This is a genomic window from Bradyrhizobium sp. BR14999 (genome assembly GCF_056106085.1).
The window spans coordinates 2,721,057-2,739,383 of record NZ_CM148536.1; the positions used below are offsets into that span (position 1 = coordinate 2,721,057).

17 protein-coding genes and 4 pseudogenes are annotated in these 18,327 nt (G+C 59.0%); 14 read left to right on the forward strand and 7 right to left on the reverse strand.

Translation table 11 applies throughout. From position 1 onward, the window contains the following. Positions 1 to 475: 475 nt before the first annotated feature. Positions 476 to 739, reverse strand: a complete 264-nt coding sequence (locus ACR9YP_RS12495) for a hypothetical protein (RefSeq protein WP_474219989.1) — start codon at positions 737 to 739, stop codon at positions 476 to 478. Positions 740 to 1,125: 386 nt separating this feature from the next. Between ACR9YP_RS12495 and ACR9YP_RS12500 the strand changes: the two genes are divergently transcribed. Beyond that, positions 1,126 to 1,371: an aldehyde dehydrogenase family protein gene (locus ACR9YP_RS12500; protein ID WP_474221052.1), complete on the forward strand. Its 246-nt coding sequence runs from the start codon at positions 1,126 to 1,128 to the stop codon at positions 1,369 to 1,371. Here ACR9YP_RS12500 and ACR9YP_RS12505 read toward each other — a convergent pair. After that, positions 1,328 to 1,650: pseudogene (locus ACR9YP_RS12505) on the reverse strand (AMP-binding enzyme); the annotation flags it as partial. The gene ACR9YP_RS12500 and the pseudogene ACR9YP_RS12505 sit on opposite strands and share 44 nt — an antisense overlap. Positions 1,651 to 2,152: 502 nt before the next feature. On the opposite strand from ACR9YP_RS12505, the gene ACR9YP_RS12510 reads away from it, so the two are divergent. Next, on the forward strand, positions 2,153 to 2,713 hold the full coding sequence (locus ACR9YP_RS12510; RefSeq protein WP_474219990.1) for a LysR substrate-binding domain-containing protein: 561 nt from the start codon (positions 2,153 to 2,155) through the stop codon (positions 2,711 to 2,713). A gap of 182 nt (positions 2,714 to 2,895) precedes the next feature. On the opposite strand, the gene ACR9YP_RS12515 is transcribed toward ACR9YP_RS12510, so the two are convergent. Continuing rightward, positions 2,896 to 4,086, reverse strand: a complete 1,191-nt coding sequence (locus tag ACR9YP_RS12515) for an aminotransferase class V-fold PLP-dependent enzyme (protein ID WP_474221053.1) — start codon at positions 4,084 to 4,086, stop codon at positions 2,896 to 2,898. A 253-nt stretch (positions 4,087 to 4,339) separates the two neighbouring features. Between ACR9YP_RS12515 and ACR9YP_RS12520 the strand changes: the two genes are divergently transcribed. After that, entirely contained in the window at positions 4,340 to 5,569 is a 1,230-nt protein-coding gene (locus ACR9YP_RS12520; RefSeq protein WP_474219991.1) for a diaminopropionate ammonia-lyase, read from the forward strand. Positions 5,570 to 5,584: 15 nt separating this feature from the next. On the opposite strand, the gene ACR9YP_RS12525 is transcribed toward ACR9YP_RS12520, so the two are convergent. Then, positions 5,585 to 6,067 carry an Lrp/AsnC family transcriptional regulator gene (locus tag ACR9YP_RS12525; RefSeq protein ID WP_474219992.1) on the reverse strand — a complete coding sequence of 161 codons (483 nt, stop codon included), beginning with the start codon at positions 6,065 to 6,067 and terminating at the stop codon, positions 5,585 to 5,587. Between the two features lie 125 nt (positions 6,068 to 6,192). Here ACR9YP_RS12525 and ACR9YP_RS12530 point away from each other — a divergent pair, with 125 nt between their 5' ends. From ACR9YP_RS12530 to ACR9YP_RS12540, 3 genes and pseudogenes are all read left to right on the forward strand, one after another. Further along, positions 6,193 to 7,308, forward strand: coding sequence for an ABC transporter substrate-binding protein (locus tag ACR9YP_RS12530; protein ID WP_474219993.1), 1,116 nt, complete (start codon positions 6,193 to 6,195; stop codon positions 7,306 to 7,308). Between the two features lie 6 nt (positions 7,309 to 7,314). Further along, positions 7,315 to 9,111: an ABC transporter permease subunit gene (locus ACR9YP_RS12535; RefSeq protein WP_438101737.1), complete on the forward strand. Its 1,797-nt coding sequence runs from the start codon at positions 7,315 to 7,317 to the stop codon at positions 9,109 to 9,111. Positions 9,112 to 9,234: 123 nt separating this feature from the next. Continuing rightward, a pseudogene (locus ACR9YP_RS12540) lies at positions 9,235 to 10,302 on the forward strand (M24 family metallopeptidase); the annotation flags it as partial. A gap of 30 nt (positions 10,303 to 10,332) precedes the next feature. On the opposite strand, the gene ACR9YP_RS12545 reads toward ACR9YP_RS12540, so the two are convergent. Continuing rightward, positions 10,333 to 11,081, reverse strand: a protein-coding gene (locus ACR9YP_RS12545; protein ID WP_474217651.1) for an IS5 family transposase whose coding sequence is annotated in 2 segments (ribosomal slippage) — positions 10,333 to 10,751 and positions 10,751 to 11,081 — 750 coding nt in all. Because the reading frame shifts where the segments join, the coding sequence is not laid out codon by codon here. A 130-nt stretch (positions 11,082 to 11,211) separates the two neighbouring features. Between ACR9YP_RS12545 and ACR9YP_RS12550 the strand changes: the two genes are divergently transcribed. The 8 genes and pseudogenes from ACR9YP_RS12550 to ACR9YP_RS12585 all read left to right on the forward strand — a co-directional run bounded on the left by ACR9YP_RS12550 (position 11,212) and on the right by ACR9YP_RS12585 (position 16,178). After that, the gene (locus ACR9YP_RS12550) at positions 11,212 to 12,339 is read left to right on the forward strand and encodes an ABC transporter ATP-binding protein (protein WP_474219996.1); all 1,128 of its coding nucleotides are present in this window, start codon (positions 11,212 to 11,214) and stop codon (positions 12,337 to 12,339) included. A gap of 31 nt (positions 12,340 to 12,370) precedes the next feature. Then, entirely contained in the window at positions 12,371 to 13,798 is a 1,428-nt protein-coding gene (locus ACR9YP_RS12555; RefSeq protein WP_474219997.1) for a M20 family metallopeptidase, read from the forward strand. A gap of 211 nt (positions 13,799 to 14,009) precedes the next feature. Beyond that, positions 14,010 to 14,174: a hypothetical protein gene (locus tag ACR9YP_RS12560; RefSeq protein WP_474219998.1), complete on the forward strand. Its 165-nt coding sequence runs from the start codon at positions 14,010 to 14,012 to the stop codon at positions 14,172 to 14,174. Between the two features lie 24 nt (positions 14,175 to 14,198). Then, positions 14,199 to 14,477 (forward strand): annotated as a pseudogene (locus ACR9YP_RS12565) (ABC transporter substrate-binding protein); the annotation flags it as partial. Between the two features lie 52 nt (positions 14,478 to 14,529). Continuing rightward, positions 14,530 to 14,763: pseudogene (locus ACR9YP_RS12570) on the forward strand (ABC transporter ATP-binding protein); the annotation flags it as partial. Next, positions 14,757 to 15,248 carry an ABC transporter permease gene (locus ACR9YP_RS12575; RefSeq protein WP_474221222.1) on the forward strand — a complete coding sequence of 164 codons (492 nt, stop codon included), beginning with the start codon at positions 14,757 to 14,759 and terminating at the stop codon, positions 15,246 to 15,248. The pseudogene ACR9YP_RS12570 and the gene ACR9YP_RS12575, both read left to right, overlap by 7 nt. 3 nt (positions 15,249 to 15,251) lie before the next feature. After that, positions 15,252 to 15,614 (forward strand): ABC transporter permease, encoded by a 363-nt coding sequence (locus tag ACR9YP_RS12580; RefSeq protein ID WP_474219999.1) that lies wholly within the window; start codon positions 15,252 to 15,254, stop codon positions 15,612 to 15,614. Positions 15,615 to 15,956: 342 nt separating this feature from the next. Next, positions 15,957 to 16,178, forward strand: coding sequence for a hypothetical protein (locus ACR9YP_RS12585; protein ID WP_474220000.1), 222 nt, complete (start codon positions 15,957 to 15,959; stop codon positions 16,176 to 16,178). 442 nt (positions 16,179 to 16,620) lie between these two features. On the opposite strand, the gene ACR9YP_RS12590 is transcribed toward ACR9YP_RS12585, so the two are convergent. After that, entirely contained in the window at positions 16,621 to 17,052 is a 432-nt protein-coding gene (locus ACR9YP_RS12590; protein WP_474220001.1) for a CoxG family protein, read from the reverse strand. 317 nt (positions 17,053 to 17,369) lie between these two features. Continuing rightward, positions 17,370 to 18,212, reverse strand: coding sequence for a polysaccharide deacetylase family protein (locus ACR9YP_RS12595; RefSeq protein WP_474221054.1), 843 nt, complete (start codon positions 18,210 to 18,212; stop codon positions 17,370 to 17,372). Positions 18,213 to 18,327 lie beyond the last annotated feature (115 nt).

The window sequence follows — 18,327 nt, forward strand, 5'->3', positions numbered from 1 at the left end:
GCGAGCAGCACGCGGCCGTTGAAGGGCTTCGAAATGTAATCACCGGCTCCCGTTACCAGGCCGAGCACGCGGTCATGTCTTCGTTCTTGGCGGTCAACATGATGACCGGCGGACCATTCGTCTCCGCAGCCGCCGAAAGATCGAGAGACCGTCCTCTCCGGTCAGAATCCAGTTAAGGATGATGAGGTCAGGTGCGGGACCCGCCGCAAGAGCGCGATACCATCTTCAGAACGGCTGGACTGGCCACACCCTCCTCCAAGAGCATCAGTATTGGGGGCGTAAGCGGATCCTGGATCTTGACCAGTAGGTCTCCATTGCTTTCGGATTGATCGCGATCAAGGAGCCAAACATCGACGACGCCGATATCGGGAAGCACGCTCACCTGCTCCCGGGTCCAAGTCGTACCGGATGGCGTGCAACTCTCGAACACCGGCCGCAGCTCGTCGAGGATGGAGAGGACAAGCCTACCGCCCGACTAAAAAAATCCCTGCAGTGCCCGCCGCGGGCTCGCCATAAAAAGTACCGCGAAATTGCGCTCCCCAGCGAGAAAGCCGGTCAACGATATGACGAGCAGGGTATCTGCCGGGTAGATCACTCCGGCGATTGTCGCAGCCGAGTGAACCTTCACCTTGAGCCAATCCTGGTGCGCCTGCAGCCAGATATCGCTAGGAAGGTCGAGCTTGATCTTCGCCGCTGATTCGGTTCCGAGCCATGTGTGGGAATCAATGACATTCAGCAATCGGTGAACCAGAGGCGTTTCTCTTGACCGGTTCGATCAATCCTGCCGAGGGCAGCGGTGCTATCCGGGGCCGTCTCAAACACCACAGCTATTCATTGCTCCTGAATTCCGTATGGTGATGGTAGTGGCAGGGTCGGTGCTTGCAGATAGCGCTCTCGCGCCGGCGGGCACATCCGCAGAGCGCGAGCTACTGTATGACGTGCGAGCAACACCGAAGGGCTTATTTCGTCCCACGTCTAATCCTCCGCAAAATCTCTTATACCGGCTCGACGGCCGTCGGCAAGCATCTCGCCGCGCTTGCAGGCGTCCAGATCAAGCGCGTCACCATGAAGAGGACACGCACCGGTGATCGTGTGTGAGGACGCCGACGTCGAGAATGCCCGAAGATCCTCGCCCCAGGCAAATTCTGCAACGCCGGCCTGGTCTGCGAGTCGCCGACGCGGTTTTTTGTCCACGAGAGTGTCTATCAGCCATTCGTGGACACTTGGTCGGCGAGGTCAGGCAGGTCAAGTCGGAAAATGGGTCTGGAGAAGGATACGCTGATGGGGCCGTTTTACGGCCTTGCCGCCTACGTCTATACGCAATCGGTCAAGACGCGGCGGATCTGGCGGCGCTCGGCAGCCGCGCCCTGAAACAGCGTTTGCTGTAGCCGGCCTTCGAATTGAGATCGACAAAGCGCTCGCGCAGCAGGTTCTTCTGCACCTTGCCCATGGCGTTGCGTGGCAAGGTATCGACGAAGATGACGCGCTTGGGCTGCTTGAACTTTGCCAGCCGTCCCGACAGCGCCTCGCGGATGAGCGCACCACCGCGGCCGTGACGCCTTCGCCGAAGTCGGCATGGGGAACGCCGACCACGGCGCTTTCGGCCACGCCCGGGATCGCGTCGATCTCGGTCTCGATCTCCTTTGGATATGATTTGCGGGATATTTTTGATCTATCAGCCCTTCTTGAGTCGCTGGCGCTCCCTAGCGGAGCCGAATTTTATTGAAGATCAGAGCCTTGCAGCAACGTGGGCCACAGGAGCCTCCCAGACAATTGCAGCAAAATCTGGCGTCTGTGGCCCACCCAATTCAACGTAGTAGTCGTGTCAGGGCCGCATCACTCGATAGACGAGAACCGAGTCGCTTGGCGGTCGCTTCTTGATTTGCTCCTGGTCCCAAGACGTCCTTCAGGATTTCGGGGACATAGTCCACTGAGCTCCTTAATCTCATCGCCAGCCAAACCGACATGAGATAGACCGGGCTGAATATGCGAGGCATAGAGGGGCTTTAAGCGTAGCACTTGGGTTTAGATTCTGTCGCGAACATGTGGGGACAGGGCAATGAAGAGGGCGACAGATGTTGCAATATTGGCTGGCATCCGACATCTTCGAAGTCCGGCAAGGACAAACTTTCAGGGCCGGTGAGGTGCGGCGGTGGAGGGGCTGGCTGCCACAGTGCTGGTACCCGCGCTAACGTCCTTCAAGGACAAATATCCCGGGATCTTCGTCGAGGTCGTCACCGCGCTGCAGACCGCAAATCCGACGCGGCGAGAGGCTGATATATCCATCGGGATCGTGCGCCCGACAGGTCTGCGCCATATCGCCCGGCGAATCGCCAGATGCGACATCTACCTCGAGCCGAAAAGTCTCGAGGAAGCCGATGATCATGTTTTTGTGGACTATATTGGCGATATGATCGAAACCTCCGCACTGAAATGGCTGCATGACACCGCCGGGGTCGAGGCGCGTCGTTTCCGCAGCACCAGCCCACTTGTCCAATTGGAAGCCGTCAGGCGAGGCTTCGGCATCGGAATGTTTCTCACTTATCTGGCGGACTCTGAGCCTACCTTCAGGCGCGTACTGGAGGTTGAGGCCAGGACAAATCGCGAGTTCTGGATTGCCATCCACGAAGAGTTACGGCACGTCCCCAGGATGGCGGCGGTCTTTGATTTCGTCACTGAAATATTCGGGGCAAACAAGGCGTTCTACCGTTAGGACCTGCGCACCGCAGTCATTTTTGAGGCGGTGCTCGCCGCTACAGCTTCTTTGAGGCCTCGACCGCCGACGAAATGAAGGAATAGGTGAGCCGCTATCCGAAGCGACGAGCTATCGACAAGCCACCCACACGGTGGTCGAAAACTGAACGTCCTAGTCTCGGCGCAGCTCGCAACGTACGGTTATGCGGCAATCCCCCTGACCGCTGACGCGAGACTGTGAACCTCCTCAATCGTATTGTAGTAATGCGGGGATGCGCGAACGATATCGGAGAGACCTCTCCGCGCTGCATCCAACGGTGTACTTGTTGGTGGCGAGACGGATACGTTGATCTTCTGCCTTGCAAGGCTGCGCATGACCTCGCGTGCGAGCGTACTACGAAGTGTGAACGACACGATTGAAGCGGGACGTTCTCCAAGGTCGTGAAGCACCACGCCAGGGACGCCACCAAGTGCTGCTCGCAATTCATTCGCAAGCTCGCGGCAACGTTGTTCGATCCTCTCGATGCCGATTGAAAGCGCGTAGTCAGCGGCGATCCCAAGTCCAAGCCGCGCCGCATAGTTCGCTTCCCACGTCTCGAATCGTCGTGCGTCGGACCTAAGTTCGTACCGCTCAGGTCCAACCCAAGGTGCGCCGAACAGGTCGATCATAGCCGGTTCAATGTCCTTCAGGAAATCGTCTCGCATGTAGAGGAAGCCTGTTCCGCGCGGACCACGCAAGAATTTCCGACCTGTCGCCGTCAGCATGTCGCAACCAAGTGCGCGGACGTCGACGGGGATCTGGCCAACAGCCTGGCACGCATCCAGCAGGTAGGGAACACTATGAGCGCGCGCGATGCGTCCCACGGCTTCAACTGGGTTCACCAAGCCGCCGTTGGTCGGTATCCACGTGATGGCGATCAGCCTTAGGCGCTCATCAATCATGCGCTCGAGCGCTTCCGGATCCAGAATGTGATTTGCGTCGTCGGGTATAACCTCGACCCGTGCGCCCGTACGACGGGCGACCTGCAAGAACGCAACATAGTTTGCCGCAAACTCTGCGGAGGTGGTGAGAATTCGGTCGCCAGGGCCAAAGCGGAGCGAATAGAAGGCGCGCTGCCATGCCAGAGTGGCATTCTCAGTCAGCGCAATTTCTTCGCGCTTTGAGCCGACTAGTCGAGCAATGCTATCGTATACACCCTCTAACCGCGCCGTGCTTTCGGCGCTCGCTTCATAGCCGCCAATTTCAGCTTCGCGCTGGAGGTATGCGATCATGCCATCGACGACGGGGCTCGGCATCAACGCGGCGCCGGCATTATTAAGATGGATTCGATGTACAACGCCAGGCGTATCCGCTCGCAAACGAACGACTTCGGCATCGGAAAGATCGCCGATCGAGCTTGCAGTTCGCTTCCGAATATCGTGCACCTGAAGTCCCTTCTTCGCGACGCGGTAGAAATACAGATTCGCAGGCACTAACGGTCTTCGATCAGCAAATCTCTGGAAACATACCTGACAGAAGGGCCCAAACCCGCCGTTTTAAGGCCGATAATGCCAAAATCCTTCATTGGCTGCTTCATAGATTGCGCCAAACGGCCTTACGGGTCGGCAAAGTGGTTCGAGAAGATCGTACTTGTTTGCCAGGAGGATGACCTTGGTTCCCACATCAAAGCCCGCGGAAACTCCGTCGGAGACGCTTGCCAATCATCGGCCCTTTCTGCTGCGCAATCGCTCACCTGGCTTGGAACAGGCTCCATGGTGGTGCGACCGCAACGCAGGAAATGAGCCGCTCCGCCTCCTTCAGGCCTGCCCGCGCTATGCACCGACCAGCCTGATTCCTCTGCCGCATACCGCCGAAAAGCTGGGTCTCGGCGAAATCTGGATCAAGGATGAAACACAGCGGCTTGGCATAGGCAGCTTCAAGGGGCTCGGCGGAGCCTACGCAGTGCTGAAGCTCGCTATGAAGCACGTTGAGAGACGGACTGGACGCTCGATTCTGCCTGCAGAATTGTCGGAGCCTGGCGTGCGATCTATGCTTTCACAGCTCACATTTTCATGTGCTTCGGACGGCAACCATGGCCGTTCGGTGTCGGCCGGAGCGAGGCTCATCGGAGCGCGGGCGGTCGTATATCTCCATGCGGGTGTGAGCGACGAGCGGGCCGCTCATATCTCGCGGCTCGGCGCTGCGATCGTGCGCGTGGCTGGAGACTATAACGACTCCGTCGAGGTTGCGGCCAAGGCTGCCTCGCAGGACGGTTGGATCGCTGTCCCGGATACGGTCGGCCCCGGGGAGGACGACACTGCTTGCACGTTTGTGGTCCAGGGGTATGCGATACTGATCGACGAAATTATTGCAGCCACGGCAGGACAGTCAAAGCCGTTTACGCATGTTCTGGTTCAGGCTGGTGTGGGAGGTCTTGCAGCAAGTGTGTTCGGCCATGGCTCGGCACGGGGTCTATTCGGGGGCGATACCCATCTTTGGATCGTCGAGCCAGAACGGTCGGCATGCCTTTACGAGAGCGCCCGAGCCAAGATGCCCGTGCGGCTACCGCCGGGGCCTGGGACGAACATGTCGATGCTCGAATGCCAAAGCCCATCGTTGTTGGTTTGGCCGATCATCGAAGAGCTGACCAGCGGCTACATCACGGTAACCGAAGAAGAGGCCGTGGGCGCGGTTCGTTTGCTTAATGAAGGCGTTTCGGGCGATCAGCGTCTTCGCGTCGGAGAGTCGGGAGCGGCGGGACTTGCAGGCCTCTTAAGGGCGGCCGAAGAGAAGGACCGAAAGAGACTTGGCCTCGATCAGTCCGCCAAGGTTCTGCTCTTTGCCACAGAAGGCCCAACCGACCTATCGGTTTGGAGCGGAAACCAATTGGCATGAGCAGAGCCCGGGCAGTCAGGATACGTCAAGATTGATGCGGGTGGTGAACTTGACCGTCTGCATCGACACATATGTGCTGAACGACTTGATGTTCTTGTCGGGAAAGAATGCTCGCTCGGTGAAAGCCCCATATTCCTCCATAGAACCAGTGTTGACGACCAGAATGAAATCAGCCGAACCTGTTACGTAGTAGCACTGGGTAACCTCAGGATAGGCGCTCATTCGATTCTTAAAGGTGTGCAGAAGATCGAGCTGCTCTTGCTCGAGCGCCACAAGCACGATCGACGTGACCCGTTTCCCGGCGACCGAAGGCGATATGATCGAGACGTCGGACATGATCGCCCCATTTTCGCGCAATCGCCTGAGCCGACGCAGGCAAGAAGTCGGCGAAAGTCCCACGCGCTCTGCCAATTCCTCAGAGGTCTGCAGATTATTCTCCTGCAGCAGCATGAGAAGCTTCAGATCGAGGCGATCCAGGTCGGTGCGCGTGACAGCCATTTAAAATTCCAATTTGCAGTTTTCTGGCATTTGGGGTCGCAAAACGGCGATTTTAGCCACGAGCTTGTACGATTATATGCACAAAACCGGTTCGAGCAAGTAGTTGCCACACAGGGAGGGTTAACATGGTGGATGTAGTCAGGCGGAAGCTACTTCAGGGCACCGCTTTGGCCGGGGCGCTGGCGGCCGCGCGGTCGCTGTTTCCCGCCCCCGCAATTGCGCAAATCCCGAAGGGCACAGGTGAAGTCGTGGTCTACGACGGCGGCGGGTCTTGGGGCGAGGCCAAGCGGATCGCCTATTTCGAGCCGTTCGAGAAAGAGACCGGCATCAAGGTTATAGCTCAACCGCGGACCGACACGGGAGCCGTGCGAGCGAGCGTGCTCGCCGGTGCCCCCCGATATGACGTGACGATACTTCCTGGCGGCAAGGCCCCGACTTTCGAGCGGGACAATCTTTTGCTTCCGATCGACTATGGCTACTTCGACAAGGCGGACCTCGACGCGTTCAGTCCGGTCAAGGTCGGCAAGTTCACCGTGCCCGCTATCATCTATTCGCTGTTTATTGCGTACGATGCGTCAAAATTTGCAACCAATGCGCCGAACACTTGGGCAGATGTCTGGGACGCCCAAAAATTCGCGGGACGGCGTTCGCTCATGGCCGGAACCTGGGCGTCGGACGGCGGCACCTTCGAAGCAGCTCTGATGGCTGATGGTGTTGAGCCGTCGAAGCTCTATCCACTCGATTGGGATCGCGCGTTCAAGAGCCTCAGCCGGGTAAAGCCGAATATCCTGAAGTGGTGGAACACCGGGGCGGAAGCTCCGCAGATGATCATTGATAAGTTGATCACGGCTGGTAGCGCCTGGAACGGCCGGGTTTCGGCAGCCAACGAGCAGGGGGCCAAGATCGGCTACACCTGGAATCAGGGAATGCTGCAGTACGACACTTGGGTGGTCTTGAAAGGCACGAAGAATGCGGACAACGCATTCAAGTTTCTCGCGTTCTCAGCGCGAGCCGAAAATCAGGCGAAGTTCGTCCAGCACATCCTCTATGCGCCGCCAAACTCGCGTGCATTCGAGCATGTGCCGTCTGAACGGGCAAAACTCCTGCCGACCTCGCCCGAAGCACGGAAGCTGCAGTTCGTCCAGGACTACGAATTCTGGAACGCTGTGAGCTCCAACGGTAAGGCCAACAATGAAATTGCCGTTGCTCAATGGGAACGTTGGATTTCCGGCGTACGGTAGCTCAAAATGGTGGATGCGAGTCTGGCCATGCCGCATAGCAGAGACAGCCTAGGACGGGTGCGCCTGGTGCCCGTCCTCCTTCTCTTGCCGATCGTGATCCTGTTCTCGGTCGGCTACGTCGTGCCGCTCGCGCAACTCGTGCTCAAGAGCCTCCAGCACGATGGTGCCTGGACGCTTGAGAGCTACATCGAGATCGCCAACTCGCCGGCGTTTCTATGGATCGTCGTCAGGACGCTCGCGCTGGCCGCGACCGTGACGATCGTCTGTTTGCTCATTGCTTATCCGCTCGCGTATGCCATATCGAAATGTCCTCCGCGTCCGGCGGCATTTCTGCTTCTTATTGTCACTCTCCCATATTTGACGAGTGTCCTGATCAGAACTTATGCATGGATCGTCCTGCTCAGCCCCAACGGGCCAATTAACCAGCTCCTCTTGCAACTTGGCCTTATCTCCGAGCCGCTGCAAATGGTGTTCAATTCGGTCGGCGTCTATGTCGGCATGGTGCAGGTCCAGCTGCCGCTCATGGTGTTTCCTCTCTACGCCGTGCTGGCGCGGGTTAATCCAAGCCTTGCAAAAGCGGCACAAAGCCTCGGAAGTCCTCCTACTGACGCCTTCCTGAGGGTCACGCTTCCAGCCTCGATGCCAGGCGTGATTAGCGGCTGCACGCTCGTCTTTCTATCCAGTCTCGGCTTCTACATTACGCCAGAGCTTCTTGGTGGTCCTGACAGCTATCTGATCGCTCAGGGCATCAGCCTGCGCGTGCTGATCCTCGGCAATTTTGATGAAGCCGCAGCCCAATCATCGATCTTGATGCTGACGGTGATCGCGGTCTTTCTCATATTTCGTCAGCGGATTGCGGAAGAACTCGACGATCGCCCACATAACAACGTTTCTTCGATCGGCAAGTCGACATCCGGTCTCTCCGCGCGGTGGCCGATACTGGAGCGACTGACGGCGATTTTGCACGGCCCGTCAATGAGGCTGCATGAGGCGTTGACGGTCGTCCTGCGACCCGCGTTGTACGTTAGCGCAGGGCTAACGCTCCTTCTTCTGGTGCTGCCTTTCGTGGTCGTAATTCCTCTTGCATTCAGCGATGCGCCATACCTCACCTTTCCGCCGCCCGGCTATTCACTGCGGTGGTTCTCAAGTTTGCTCAAGAATACGCAATGGCTCGATGCCCTAAGCTTCAGCCTGAGATGGGCAGGACTGTCCGCTCTCCTGAGCGTGGCGATTGGTGTGCCCGCCGCCTTCGCTCTCGTGCGGTACAGGTTCTCTGCTCGCGTGCCTGTCTATCTTCTCCTGATTTCCCCGCTGATCGTTCCTCATGTCGTTATCGCAGTTTCCCTGTTCTTCGCTCTCGCCGGATCCTCGCTGATCGGCAATCCGCTGGCATTTGCCCTCAGCTATACGATCATTGGCGCTCCATATACGGTCGTTGTTATGATCGCGGGGCTCAAGCGGTTCAATCGCACCCTTGAGCTGGCTGCCGCCAGCCTAGGCTCGAGCCCTCTCGTGACGCTGAGAACGGTGACGCTCCCATTGCTGCTGCCGACGCTAGCGAGCGCGGTGCTCTTCGCGTTCATCGTGGGGTTCGATGACGTTGTGTTCGGTCTGTTCCTGAGCGGGCCCACCGCGACGCCGTTGCCCATGAGAATGTGGGACAACATCCGCCTGGAAATCAGTCCCCAGATCGCCGTCATCGCCGTTCTGTTTCTCATCGTGCTTGCGCTTCTGATGCTTTTGCGGCTGTTCGTGGGCGCGGTTGTTCAAGGTCGTCGCCCGCAGGAAGGCCTCCATCGTTGAGCAGATGAAGAGATCGCGCTTGTGCATTGTTCATCCTACGAGGAAGCCAATGACGCCTTTCCTGAAGCAGCCCACTCGATCCAATCTGGGTCGAGGTCTCGCAATCGCAACGGAGCATCGAGCATGAGCCGCGATCTCACTTTCTCCGTCGAGGAGTACAAGCGTCGATGTGACGCCGTCCGAAAATTGATGGCAGAGCGTCGCCTTGACTGTGTCATCTTTGACGAGCCCGAGATGATGTCATGGCTTTCGGGCTATACGGTCTCCGAAAATCTCTGGCGAGCGTGCATCGTGCCGGAATCGTCCGAGCCGTTCCTGCTGGTGCGCAAGCTTGATATGCCCCCGGCGCGGCAGCGCACGTGGATGGATAACATCGTGGGGTTTGGCGATTGGGACGACCCGCTGACGGTGCTGGCGAGCACCTTGCGGGCAATTGGTTCGGTGCCCGCCCGGATTGGCGCTGAGTTTCAATCGAACTCGTTTACGATCCAAAGACTCCAATCGCTTCGCAAGCTCTTGCCGGATACCGAGTTTTTTGACCTTGAGCGTTCGGGATGGGATCTCAGGCGATGCAAGTCGCCGGAAGAGATCGCGCATATGTCCCGGGCCGGTTCACTCTTGGATGCGGCCTTCGACGCGACTATCAAGGAGGTGGCGAGCGGCAAGAGTCAACGTGATATCGCTGCAGCTGCCGCTGCAGCCTACTATCGGCTTGGGTTCGACGATGGCTTTGTTGGGCCTCTCAATGTCGGATCGGGCTGGGATTCGCTGCATGGGTTCCTCGCAGAGCGACCGCTGGTCGATGGCGATATCGTTCATATCGAGCTCCTGCCGCGCTTGCGATTCTATACGGTACGGATCATGCGATCGGTCATCGTAGGGCGCGCAACCGGCGAGCAGCGAGCCACGGCTCAGGCTCTTATCGCGTTACAAGATCGCCAAATCGCCGCGCTCCGGCCTGGCGCGATTGCCGCTGACGTCGACCGCATCGTGCGGGAAGGCGTTGTCGCGGCCGGGTTGCGCGAGACCTACGATAACATCACCGGGTACACGCTTGGTACCGCTCCGCTCGTTTCCCAGCACACGAGTGACCTGTATCGCTGTTTCACGCCTCGTTCGGATTGGGCTATCGAGGAAGGAATGGTCTTTCACATGTACACATCCGCTGCTGGCCTTGCCTTCAGCGAGTCCGTCGTGGTGACTAAGGCCTGTTTACAGTCGCTAGTTTGCGAGGAAAGCCGCGACGAGATTGAGGAGGCCGGCAAAGCAGGCGTCTGTCTTTTCGTAGCGAGTTGCGATGCGGCGGAATGCCTTGAGCTGGCAGAAGAAGTTCTCGACCAGGTGGCGCCATTTGTACATTTCGGCGTCGTGCGGGATGCGCCCGGCGCGGTCGGCCTTGGACGGGATGACCGCTGCGGCGCCGCGTTGGTTCAGATTGGCGCGCAGCCAGTTATTATCGAAGGCCTTGTCGCCGATCAGCGCTTCAAAATCGAGGCCAGTGATCAAAGGCTCGACGCCAATGCTGTCGTGACGCTGGCCGGGCAGCAGGGTGAAGCGAATGAGATTGCCGAGTGCGTCGACCAGAGCCATGATTTTGGTAGTCAGGCCACCACGCGAGCGGCCTATGGCCTGATTTTGAGTCCCCCTTTTGCCCCGGTGCCATGTTGGTGGACCCGGACGAGTGTGCCGTCGATCAGGACATATTCGAAATCGGGATCGTCACAGAGAGCTTTGAAGACCCGCTCCCAGACCCCCTTCTGCGCCCAGCGCCAGAAGCGCGTATACACTGTGAACCACTTGCCGAACGCTTCCGGCAGATCTCGCCACGGCGAGCCCGTGCGCGCAATCCAAAGAACTGCTTCGATAAAGAGCCGGTTGTTACGCCCGGTGCCGCCGGGATCACCGGCTTTGCCAGACAATTCCGGCGCAATCCGCTCCCACTGCGCATCGCTCAACATCAATCGAATCAAGGCTGATCTCCAATTTTCAGCCTTGAATCAATTTTCTACTGATTTGGGAATCCTGTCTGTAAACAGGCCTTAGTGCGGGTGGGAAGCGATTGACCTCAATACCGCGCAAGATATTCGAGACGAGGCCGAAATGAGCGTCAGCACAGCAATCGTGAGCGAAAAGGTAACGACAGGTGTAGTGACGTCGCAAAGTCAACGTGGTTCCGTTTCGGTCAACTCGTTGACCAAGATGTTTGGTCCGGTCAAGGCGGTCGACGACGTCTCACTGTCGATAGAGCCAGGAGAGTTCGTCGCCTTGCTCGGATCGAGCGGGTCAGGAAAGTCAACTCTGTTGATGATGATCGCCGGATTCGAGGTGTCGTCCTCTGGCGATATCATGCTCGACGGCGTACGGATCAATGATGTTCCGAGCTATCGTCGCGGCTTCGGCATGGTGTTCCAGAGCTACGCATTGTTCCCCCATATGACCATCGCTGAGAACATCGCCTATCCGCTGCGGCGCCGGGGCTTGCGTGGCGGAGACGTCGAACGTGAGGTCGCAAAAGCCCTGAAGCTCGTTGCACTTGACGGATATGGTGCGCGACTTCCAAACCAGTTGTCGGGTGGGCAGCAGCAGCGTGTCGCTCTGGCCCGCGCTCTTGTTTTCCGTCCGCCCCTGCTGCTCATGGACGAGCCTCTCGGGGCACTTGATCGCAAGCTCAGGCAGCAGCTCCAAATGGAGATCAAGCTGATCCATAAGGAGGTCGGTAGCACGATCATTTTTGTTACCCACGACCAGGAGGAAGCGCTGTCAATGGCCGATCGCGTTGCCGTTCTCGAGCGAGGCCGCTTGCAGCAGTGTGGGACACCGCGTGAGCTATACGAGCAGCCGGCGACTGCATTTGTCGCTGATTTCATCGGTGAGATGAACTTTCTGCCGGTCGAGTTGCGGCAATCTGGAGGCGAGGTCTGTGCCCGCAGCGCCGATCTCGGCATTGACGTTGTGCAGGAGGCCAGTCAGGTGCTGACGTCAGGCGACCGAGGGTTGCTGGCAGTTCGCCCGGAGTATGTCGGCCTGAGACCGGACGAGCGCGCTACCGCGATGGTTTTGGAATCTGCTTACACGGGCACGAACCAAAGCGTGCTCGTGCAGGTCGGGTCCATTCGGTTGACCGCCCGGACTTCGGTGAGCCCCGGACGGCCGCTGTTCCAATCCGGTCAACGCGTCCGCATTGAGATCGAGGCTGCGCATACCCGCGTGTTTCCGGCCCCCAGTTGAGCTGCCTTTGGCGTGCGAGGAGCTACCCGTAATGAGCCGGAACGCCGCAATCTCGCGCGCGAGAAGCCATCTGGCTTCTGGAGACTTCGAGACCGTTCTCTCGCGGCTCGTCGCTATTCCTTCCGAGAGTCAGAACCCGGAGCGAAAACGTCAGCTCGCCGAGTATCTCGACCAGCTTCGCTGCATGCTTGAAGAGTTCGGCTGCGATTGCCAGGTTTTGGCCGCTGCAGGCGCACAATTCCTTTATGCAGAACGCATAGAAGATCCATCATTGCTGACGGTGCTCGGATATGGGCACGGCGACGTGGTTCGGGGAATGGACGCATCGTGGGCCGCAGGAAGGTCCCCTTGGCGTCTCGCAAAGCTCAATGATCGCTGGTACGGACGTGGTGTCGCCGACAACAAGGGACAGCACGCCGTCAACATTGCCAGCCTCCGTGCTGTGCTCGAGACTAGAGGTCGGCTGGGGTTCAACCTGAAATACCTGATCGAAATGGGTGAGGAGGTCGATTCGCCTGGCCTCCGCGAACTATGTACGACGCACAAGAAGCTCCTGTGCGCAGACATCTTCGTTGCGTCGGACGGACCGCGCTTGTCCGAGCATCGGCCGACAGTGTTCCTGGGCTCGCGCGGATGTGTTACATTCGACATCTCAATTAATGCGCGCGAGAGCGCATATCATTCGGGCAATTGGGGCGGTCTGCTTTCCGATCCCGCAATCCAGCTCGCGCATGCCTTGGCTACGATCGTCTCTCCGACCGGCCGCATTCTGATCGCAGAATGGCTTCCAAGTGAGCTGCCTGATGCCGTCCGGCGGGTCCTTGCCGACTGTGTCGTTGACGGGGGACCTGGCGGACCTGACATCGATCCGGCCTGGGGCGAGCCGGGACTAACTCCGGCAGAGCAGGTGTATGGCTGGTGCTCGTTTGATGTTCTCGCCATCAGTTGCGGAAATCCGCAGGCGCCGGTCAATGCCATTCCCGCGAGTGCCTGGGCGCGCTGTCAGCTCCGCTTCGTGGTCGGCGTTGATTGCGAAGACATCGTGCCGGCGCTTCGGCGACATCTCGTGAAGGCCGGTCTCGACATGGTCCAGGTGACGCCCAGCCCTGACGATGGTGTGTTTCTCGCCACGCGCCTTGATCCTGAGGGTCCCTGGGCCAAATGGGCCCAAGCCTCGATCGTTCGGACGACGCGGAAATCGCCGGCGATCTTGCCCAATTTCGCTGGCTCGCTTCCGAACGACATTTTTGCCAACCTGCTAAATTTGCCCACGTTGTGGGTGCCTCATGCCTATCCTGGATGCCAGCAACATGCAGCCGATGAGCACTTGCCGATCGAGCTCGCGCGTGAGGCCCTGGAGGTTATGGCGGGCCTATATTGGGATCTGGGGGAGCTGGATAGCCTTCCGCCGTGCGACGAGGCTGAACTGATCGGGTGCGGCTTGCCGGTTGCCGGGTGATCGCTTTTCTGCGAAGGCCCTTGCGCATTTTCGAGGTACCGCTTCCCAATCGATACGCCAAGCTCCGTCGAGGCGGCGACGGGCGCCATGTTTGAAACCGGACGCTAGAACGGGGGCAGGGCAGATGACTGACGCATCGGATCATCATGGCGGCGGCAAGCGTTGCCGTTGTTGCGATCCCGGTCCAGCCCAGCCGAGCTTCGAGGCCGCCATGTCGGACCAAGTCGAGCAGACACTGCTGCATGGTCTGTTCCCGCAACCGATCTTGCGCCGTGAAATGCTGCGCAAGGTCGGCAAGTGCGATCATCGGGGCGCTGTCGAGCATTCTCCCAATCGAGACGCTGAAGGCGATTGCCCAGGAGCGCAAGCCTCTTGAGAAGACGAAGCTTGCCGTGGCTTTTTGCCGATTACCTGCGCCGTTCCGCTGATCTACGGCGAGAAGCTTGGAAGCTACGGCAAGGAAGGCCTCGAGGTCAGCCTGCAGAAGATCGCCGGAATAGCTTTGATTCGAGACAAGATGCTCAACGGAGAACTGGACATCTCACAGCAGGTAATGCCCGTGCCTCTGACGATGACCGCAGGGCTTGGGGGCAATGTCCAGTCGATCAAAGTGCTTACCATTCTGAATCAAAATGGAAACTCTCTCGTCCTGGCCAACAAGCACAGGGACAATCGCGATCCGAAGAACTGGAAAGGCTTTACCTTTGCCGTTCCGTTCGAGCAGAGCCACCAGACTTTGGCGCGCCACCGGCAAGACCATCGTCTTCATCACCCATGGCTTCGACGAGGCCGTCGTGCTCGGCCAGCGCGTGGCCGTGATGACCTCGCGCCCGGGCCGGATAAAAGAGGTCATCGACATTCCGGTTTCGCTGCGCGAGGCCGACGACGTGCGTTCGCTGCCGGAGTTCGGCCATGTCAGGCAAGCGGTTTGGAGCCTGCTGCGCGAGGAAGTGCAACGTTGTCGCTGCTGGAACTCGCCCACGGGCGTCCGGGGGCTATCTCCGGCGTGGATCGCCGACCATCGCCGATCGCCGGCCGGCTTCATGCTGGCGCGCGCGGGCTCGGCGCGTTCGGGCATCGCTCGCTGCTGCTCATCGCGCTACTGTCGCTGTGGGAGGCCGCCCCGCGGCTCGGCTTCGTCGATCCGGTGTTCCTGCCGCCGTTCTCCGAGGTGATCGCCGCCGGCTGGCAGCTCGCGCAAACGGGCGAGCTCTATGACGACGTGTCGGCGAGCCTGCTGCGCGCGTTGAGCGGCTTCCTGATCTCCGTGGCCTTGATCGTGCCGCTTGGCCTTCTCGTCGGTTGGTACGCCCGGCTCGGCAATCTCGTCAACCAGTTCATCGAGATCTGCCGCAACATCGCGCCGTTGGCGCTGCTGCCGGTGTTCATCCTGCTGCTCGGCATCGGCGAGATGTCGAAGATCACCATGGTGATCTACAGCTGCGCTTGACCATTGCTGCTCAACACAATTGCTGCCGTCAAGCAGGTCGATCCGCTCCTTATCAAGTCGGCGCGGACGATGGGCGCGAGCCCGCCGCAACTTTTCCGCAAGGTGATCCTTCCGGCGGCGCTTCCGACCATCTTCGTCGGCATTCGCCTCGCCAGCGCCTCCGCCATGCTGGTGCTGGTCGCCTCCGAGATGGTCGGGGCCAAGGCGGGGCTCGGCTATCTCATCATCAACAGCCAGTACAGCTTCCTGATCCCGCAAATGTATTTCGGCATTCTGCGCATCACGGTGATCGGCCTGGCGTTTAACGCGGTGCTCGAGGCGCTGGAGCGGCGCTTGATGCGGTGGAAGGCTCCGGTCGGGGCGTGAGCGCGATGGATCGATTGCAATCATTTAAGCTGGAGACGTGATCAATAACACTAAAATCCGCCGCGCCGAGCGCAGGTTCGACACCAACGGACGGTCATGGGACGGACTTAGCCCTGGCCAGTTCTTGGCTCGAGTGGGGTTTTCAGTCGCTATCACGGCCGCCGTTGTCGTCGGGACTTTCGTCGCAATCCGCTACATGGCGGGCTTTTATCGATGATTACAGCCAGGCGCAGTGCTCAGAGCATTCTGGCCCGCCAGCTCTCGCGGTGCCCATCAATTCCGCAGTGACCTAATACAAGATCTCCAATATACCAATGGCGGGGGCACATGGGGAGTGTAGCGATGGCAAAGGAACGTGACGACCTCGGGCGTATCGCAGAGATCGAAATCGACGAGTCGGCTGCGATCATAGTTGAGCAGATCGACGACGAGATCACTGTCGCTATCGCGAGCCTTGTGGGCGTTCATTTTCAGGTAACGGCCGATCAGGCGCTCAAGCTCTCTCAGGCACTAGCTGTTGCCGCGGAGAATGCGGAAAAATTCCGTCGGTCAACCGAATGCTGACATGGCGCAGGGGAAGGTGGCCAGCGCGCCTACACTGAGGAAATGGACACATCGATCCTGAGTTCTGCGGGCTACGCGCCGATCGCCCCCGCCGGCGAGCTCTCGCCGCGCAGCATGACTTCTGTCCTTTGGGACAGCGCGGCCTGTGAAACCCGATGGCGTGTTCGAAGGTGGCAACTTCGCGCATGACGAAGCGCCTCCCGGCGTGCCGACGACGATCTGCAGATCCTCACGACGTGTATTTCCGCCCAGAAGTGCGTCGCTTCACAACTCTCGGTGACACGAGCGCGGTCACCGACCACGCCGCACGGATGGCGGGGCAATCTTGGCAGCGCGCCCGGGTCTAAGCATTTGGGCTTAGAACGTTAGACGAGCTACGTAGCGGCGATTTTGATCGAACCAAGGGGACCGCATGAACATCGTGGAATTCGATACCGACGTATCAGCGTTGTGGATGAGAGAAACGTCCTGCAGTTTCGGGTGAGCCGGGCAGATTGAGGCGATTATCCCCACCTGCGACGACTGCGAAGGTCTCGAAGAACTGTGCGGAAAGTGAGCGTGCGGTAGACTGAACAAGTCGGCTTCCCAACTGCGCAAGTTTACCCCCGACCTCAGCGTGCGCTCCGTAGCGCAGGATGGTCCGATCAGGTCCATCGGCCGCGAGAGTCACTTGAGCACCGCCCCGCACGTGGCCCGCCATTCCGCCATTCCCTTGCCCTGACAGCGAAAAAGAGTCGGGCGCCCCGCTCTGATCCAGTTTGACGGTGCCGCTGAAGCGCGACTTGATCGGGCCGATCTTGAGGACAACCATTGCCTGTAGTTTCTTGCGGCTCCCAGGCACGCTAACAACTCGGCAAGTGCTGTAAAAGCCCACAGAAATCAGGCCGCCGCTCGTTCCTTTCTTATTTGTTCTAGGTGGATTTTTGGACTGTTTCTTCTTGGGCAGCTTTTTGGGCGATAGTCTCTTCTCTTACTGGCATCGTGTGCTTCCTGGGCATGTTGGGCATGGTAGCTTCGCTTAAGTTACCTACAATTGTTCCGGCCCAGAAATGATGCCTGGGAGTTGACTCCGTTCGGAGTTGTGAGAACCGGCTGCTTGGGATGTGCGGGCTGGCAAGATCGAACGCACTGTCCGATCTTGCAGACATAGCCTATATTTTAGCTTCAGCTCTGCCGTTCATTCAGCCGAAGTCACGGTGTAGCGATCGGCACCGCATCACCCCGTGTTGGGCGCTCATGACCCGGTATAGGCAAGTCGGAGTTCTTCTGCGGTGTTGGTTCCGGAACAATGTGTACAATGCGATAGCTGTTGTCGTGCAGGTACCGCAGGAAGGCGGGCATCATGGCCGCAGTATGTGCCTTCGGGTCGTGAAACAGGATGATGCCCTTGCCCGCAACATCTAGGCGGCTGATGATGAGCTTTAGCTCCTGTTCCGAGGTCATGTCCTCCCAATCGCTAGCCCACAGGTCCGCCCCGAAGACGATGATCCCGCGCGACTGCAAAAGATCGAGCATCGCAGGCGTCGAGTCGAAATAGGGAAAGCGAAAAAATGGAGTCGCGGGTGTCGTGGTCGAGACCCCATTGAGTGCCATCTCGTCAGCCGCAATGCCGCGGTCGATATCCTCCTTAGCCTGCTCGAAGCTGATTTTGGACGACATCGGATGTGACCAGGTGTGGTGCGCGATGGTGTGGCCTTGCGCGGCCGTGCGCAGGACGAGCTCGGGAAACTCGGCTGAAGACTTGCCGACCAAGAAGAACGTGGCGCGCACGCATTCCTGCGCAAGCGCTGCCAGCACCTTTTGCGTGAACGGCGGCCGCGGACCGTCGTCGAAGGTCAACACGACCTCGTGGTCGGCGAGCGGCAGCGTCTGCGGAAAGCTATTCAGTCCAACTCGCGGATAAGTCTTGGCGTCGAGCGTGAGTACGCGCGCGGTGCCGAGCGCATTCTGGCGCGGACAGTCGGCCGCGTCCGCCGCCGTGATGACGGCAAGCACAACGCTCGCGCCAGCGAGCAGCAGAGCCCATCGAAGCAGACATCTGCCATCGATGTCGTTCCCGAACAGGTGTCTGGTTGCGGCTTTGAACAAGATTGTCTTGCCCTCGGCCTCAAATAAGGGCAATGGCGAGCAGGCTGGAGCCAAGTAGCAC

Bases quoted from the DNA above. Each gene is read 5' to 3' on its own strand.
- ACR9YP_RS12520 (WP_474219991.1), top strand. From the start codon at position 4,340: ATGACCTTGGTTCCCACATCAAAGCCCGCGGAAACTCCGTCGGAGACG.
- ACR9YP_RS12525 (WP_474219992.1), bottom strand. From the start codon at position 6,067: ATGGCTGTCACGCGCACCGACCTGGATCGCCTCGATCTGAAGCTTCTC.
- ACR9YP_RS12530 (WP_474219993.1), top strand. From the start codon at position 6,193: ATGGTGGATGTAGTCAGGCGGAAGCTACTTCAGGGCACCGCTTTGGCC.
- ACR9YP_RS12535 (WP_438101737.1), top strand. From the start codon at position 7,315: ATGGTGGATGCGAGTCTGGCCATGCCGCATAGCAGAGACAGCCTAGGA.
- ACR9YP_RS12550 (WP_474219996.1), top strand. From the start codon at position 11,212: ATGAGCGTCAGCACAGCAATCGTGAGCGAAAAGGTAACGACAGGTGTA.
- ACR9YP_RS12555 (WP_474219997.1), top strand. From the start codon at position 12,371: ATGAGCCGGAACGCCGCAATCTCGCGCGCGAGAAGCCATCTGGCTTCT.
- ACR9YP_RS12560 (WP_474219998.1), top strand. From the start codon at position 14,010: ATGTCGGACCAAGTCGAGCAGACACTGCTGCATGGTCTGTTCCCGCAA.
- ACR9YP_RS12585 (WP_474220000.1), top strand. From the start codon at position 15,957: ATGGCAAAGGAACGTGACGACCTCGGGCGTATCGCAGAGATCGAAATC.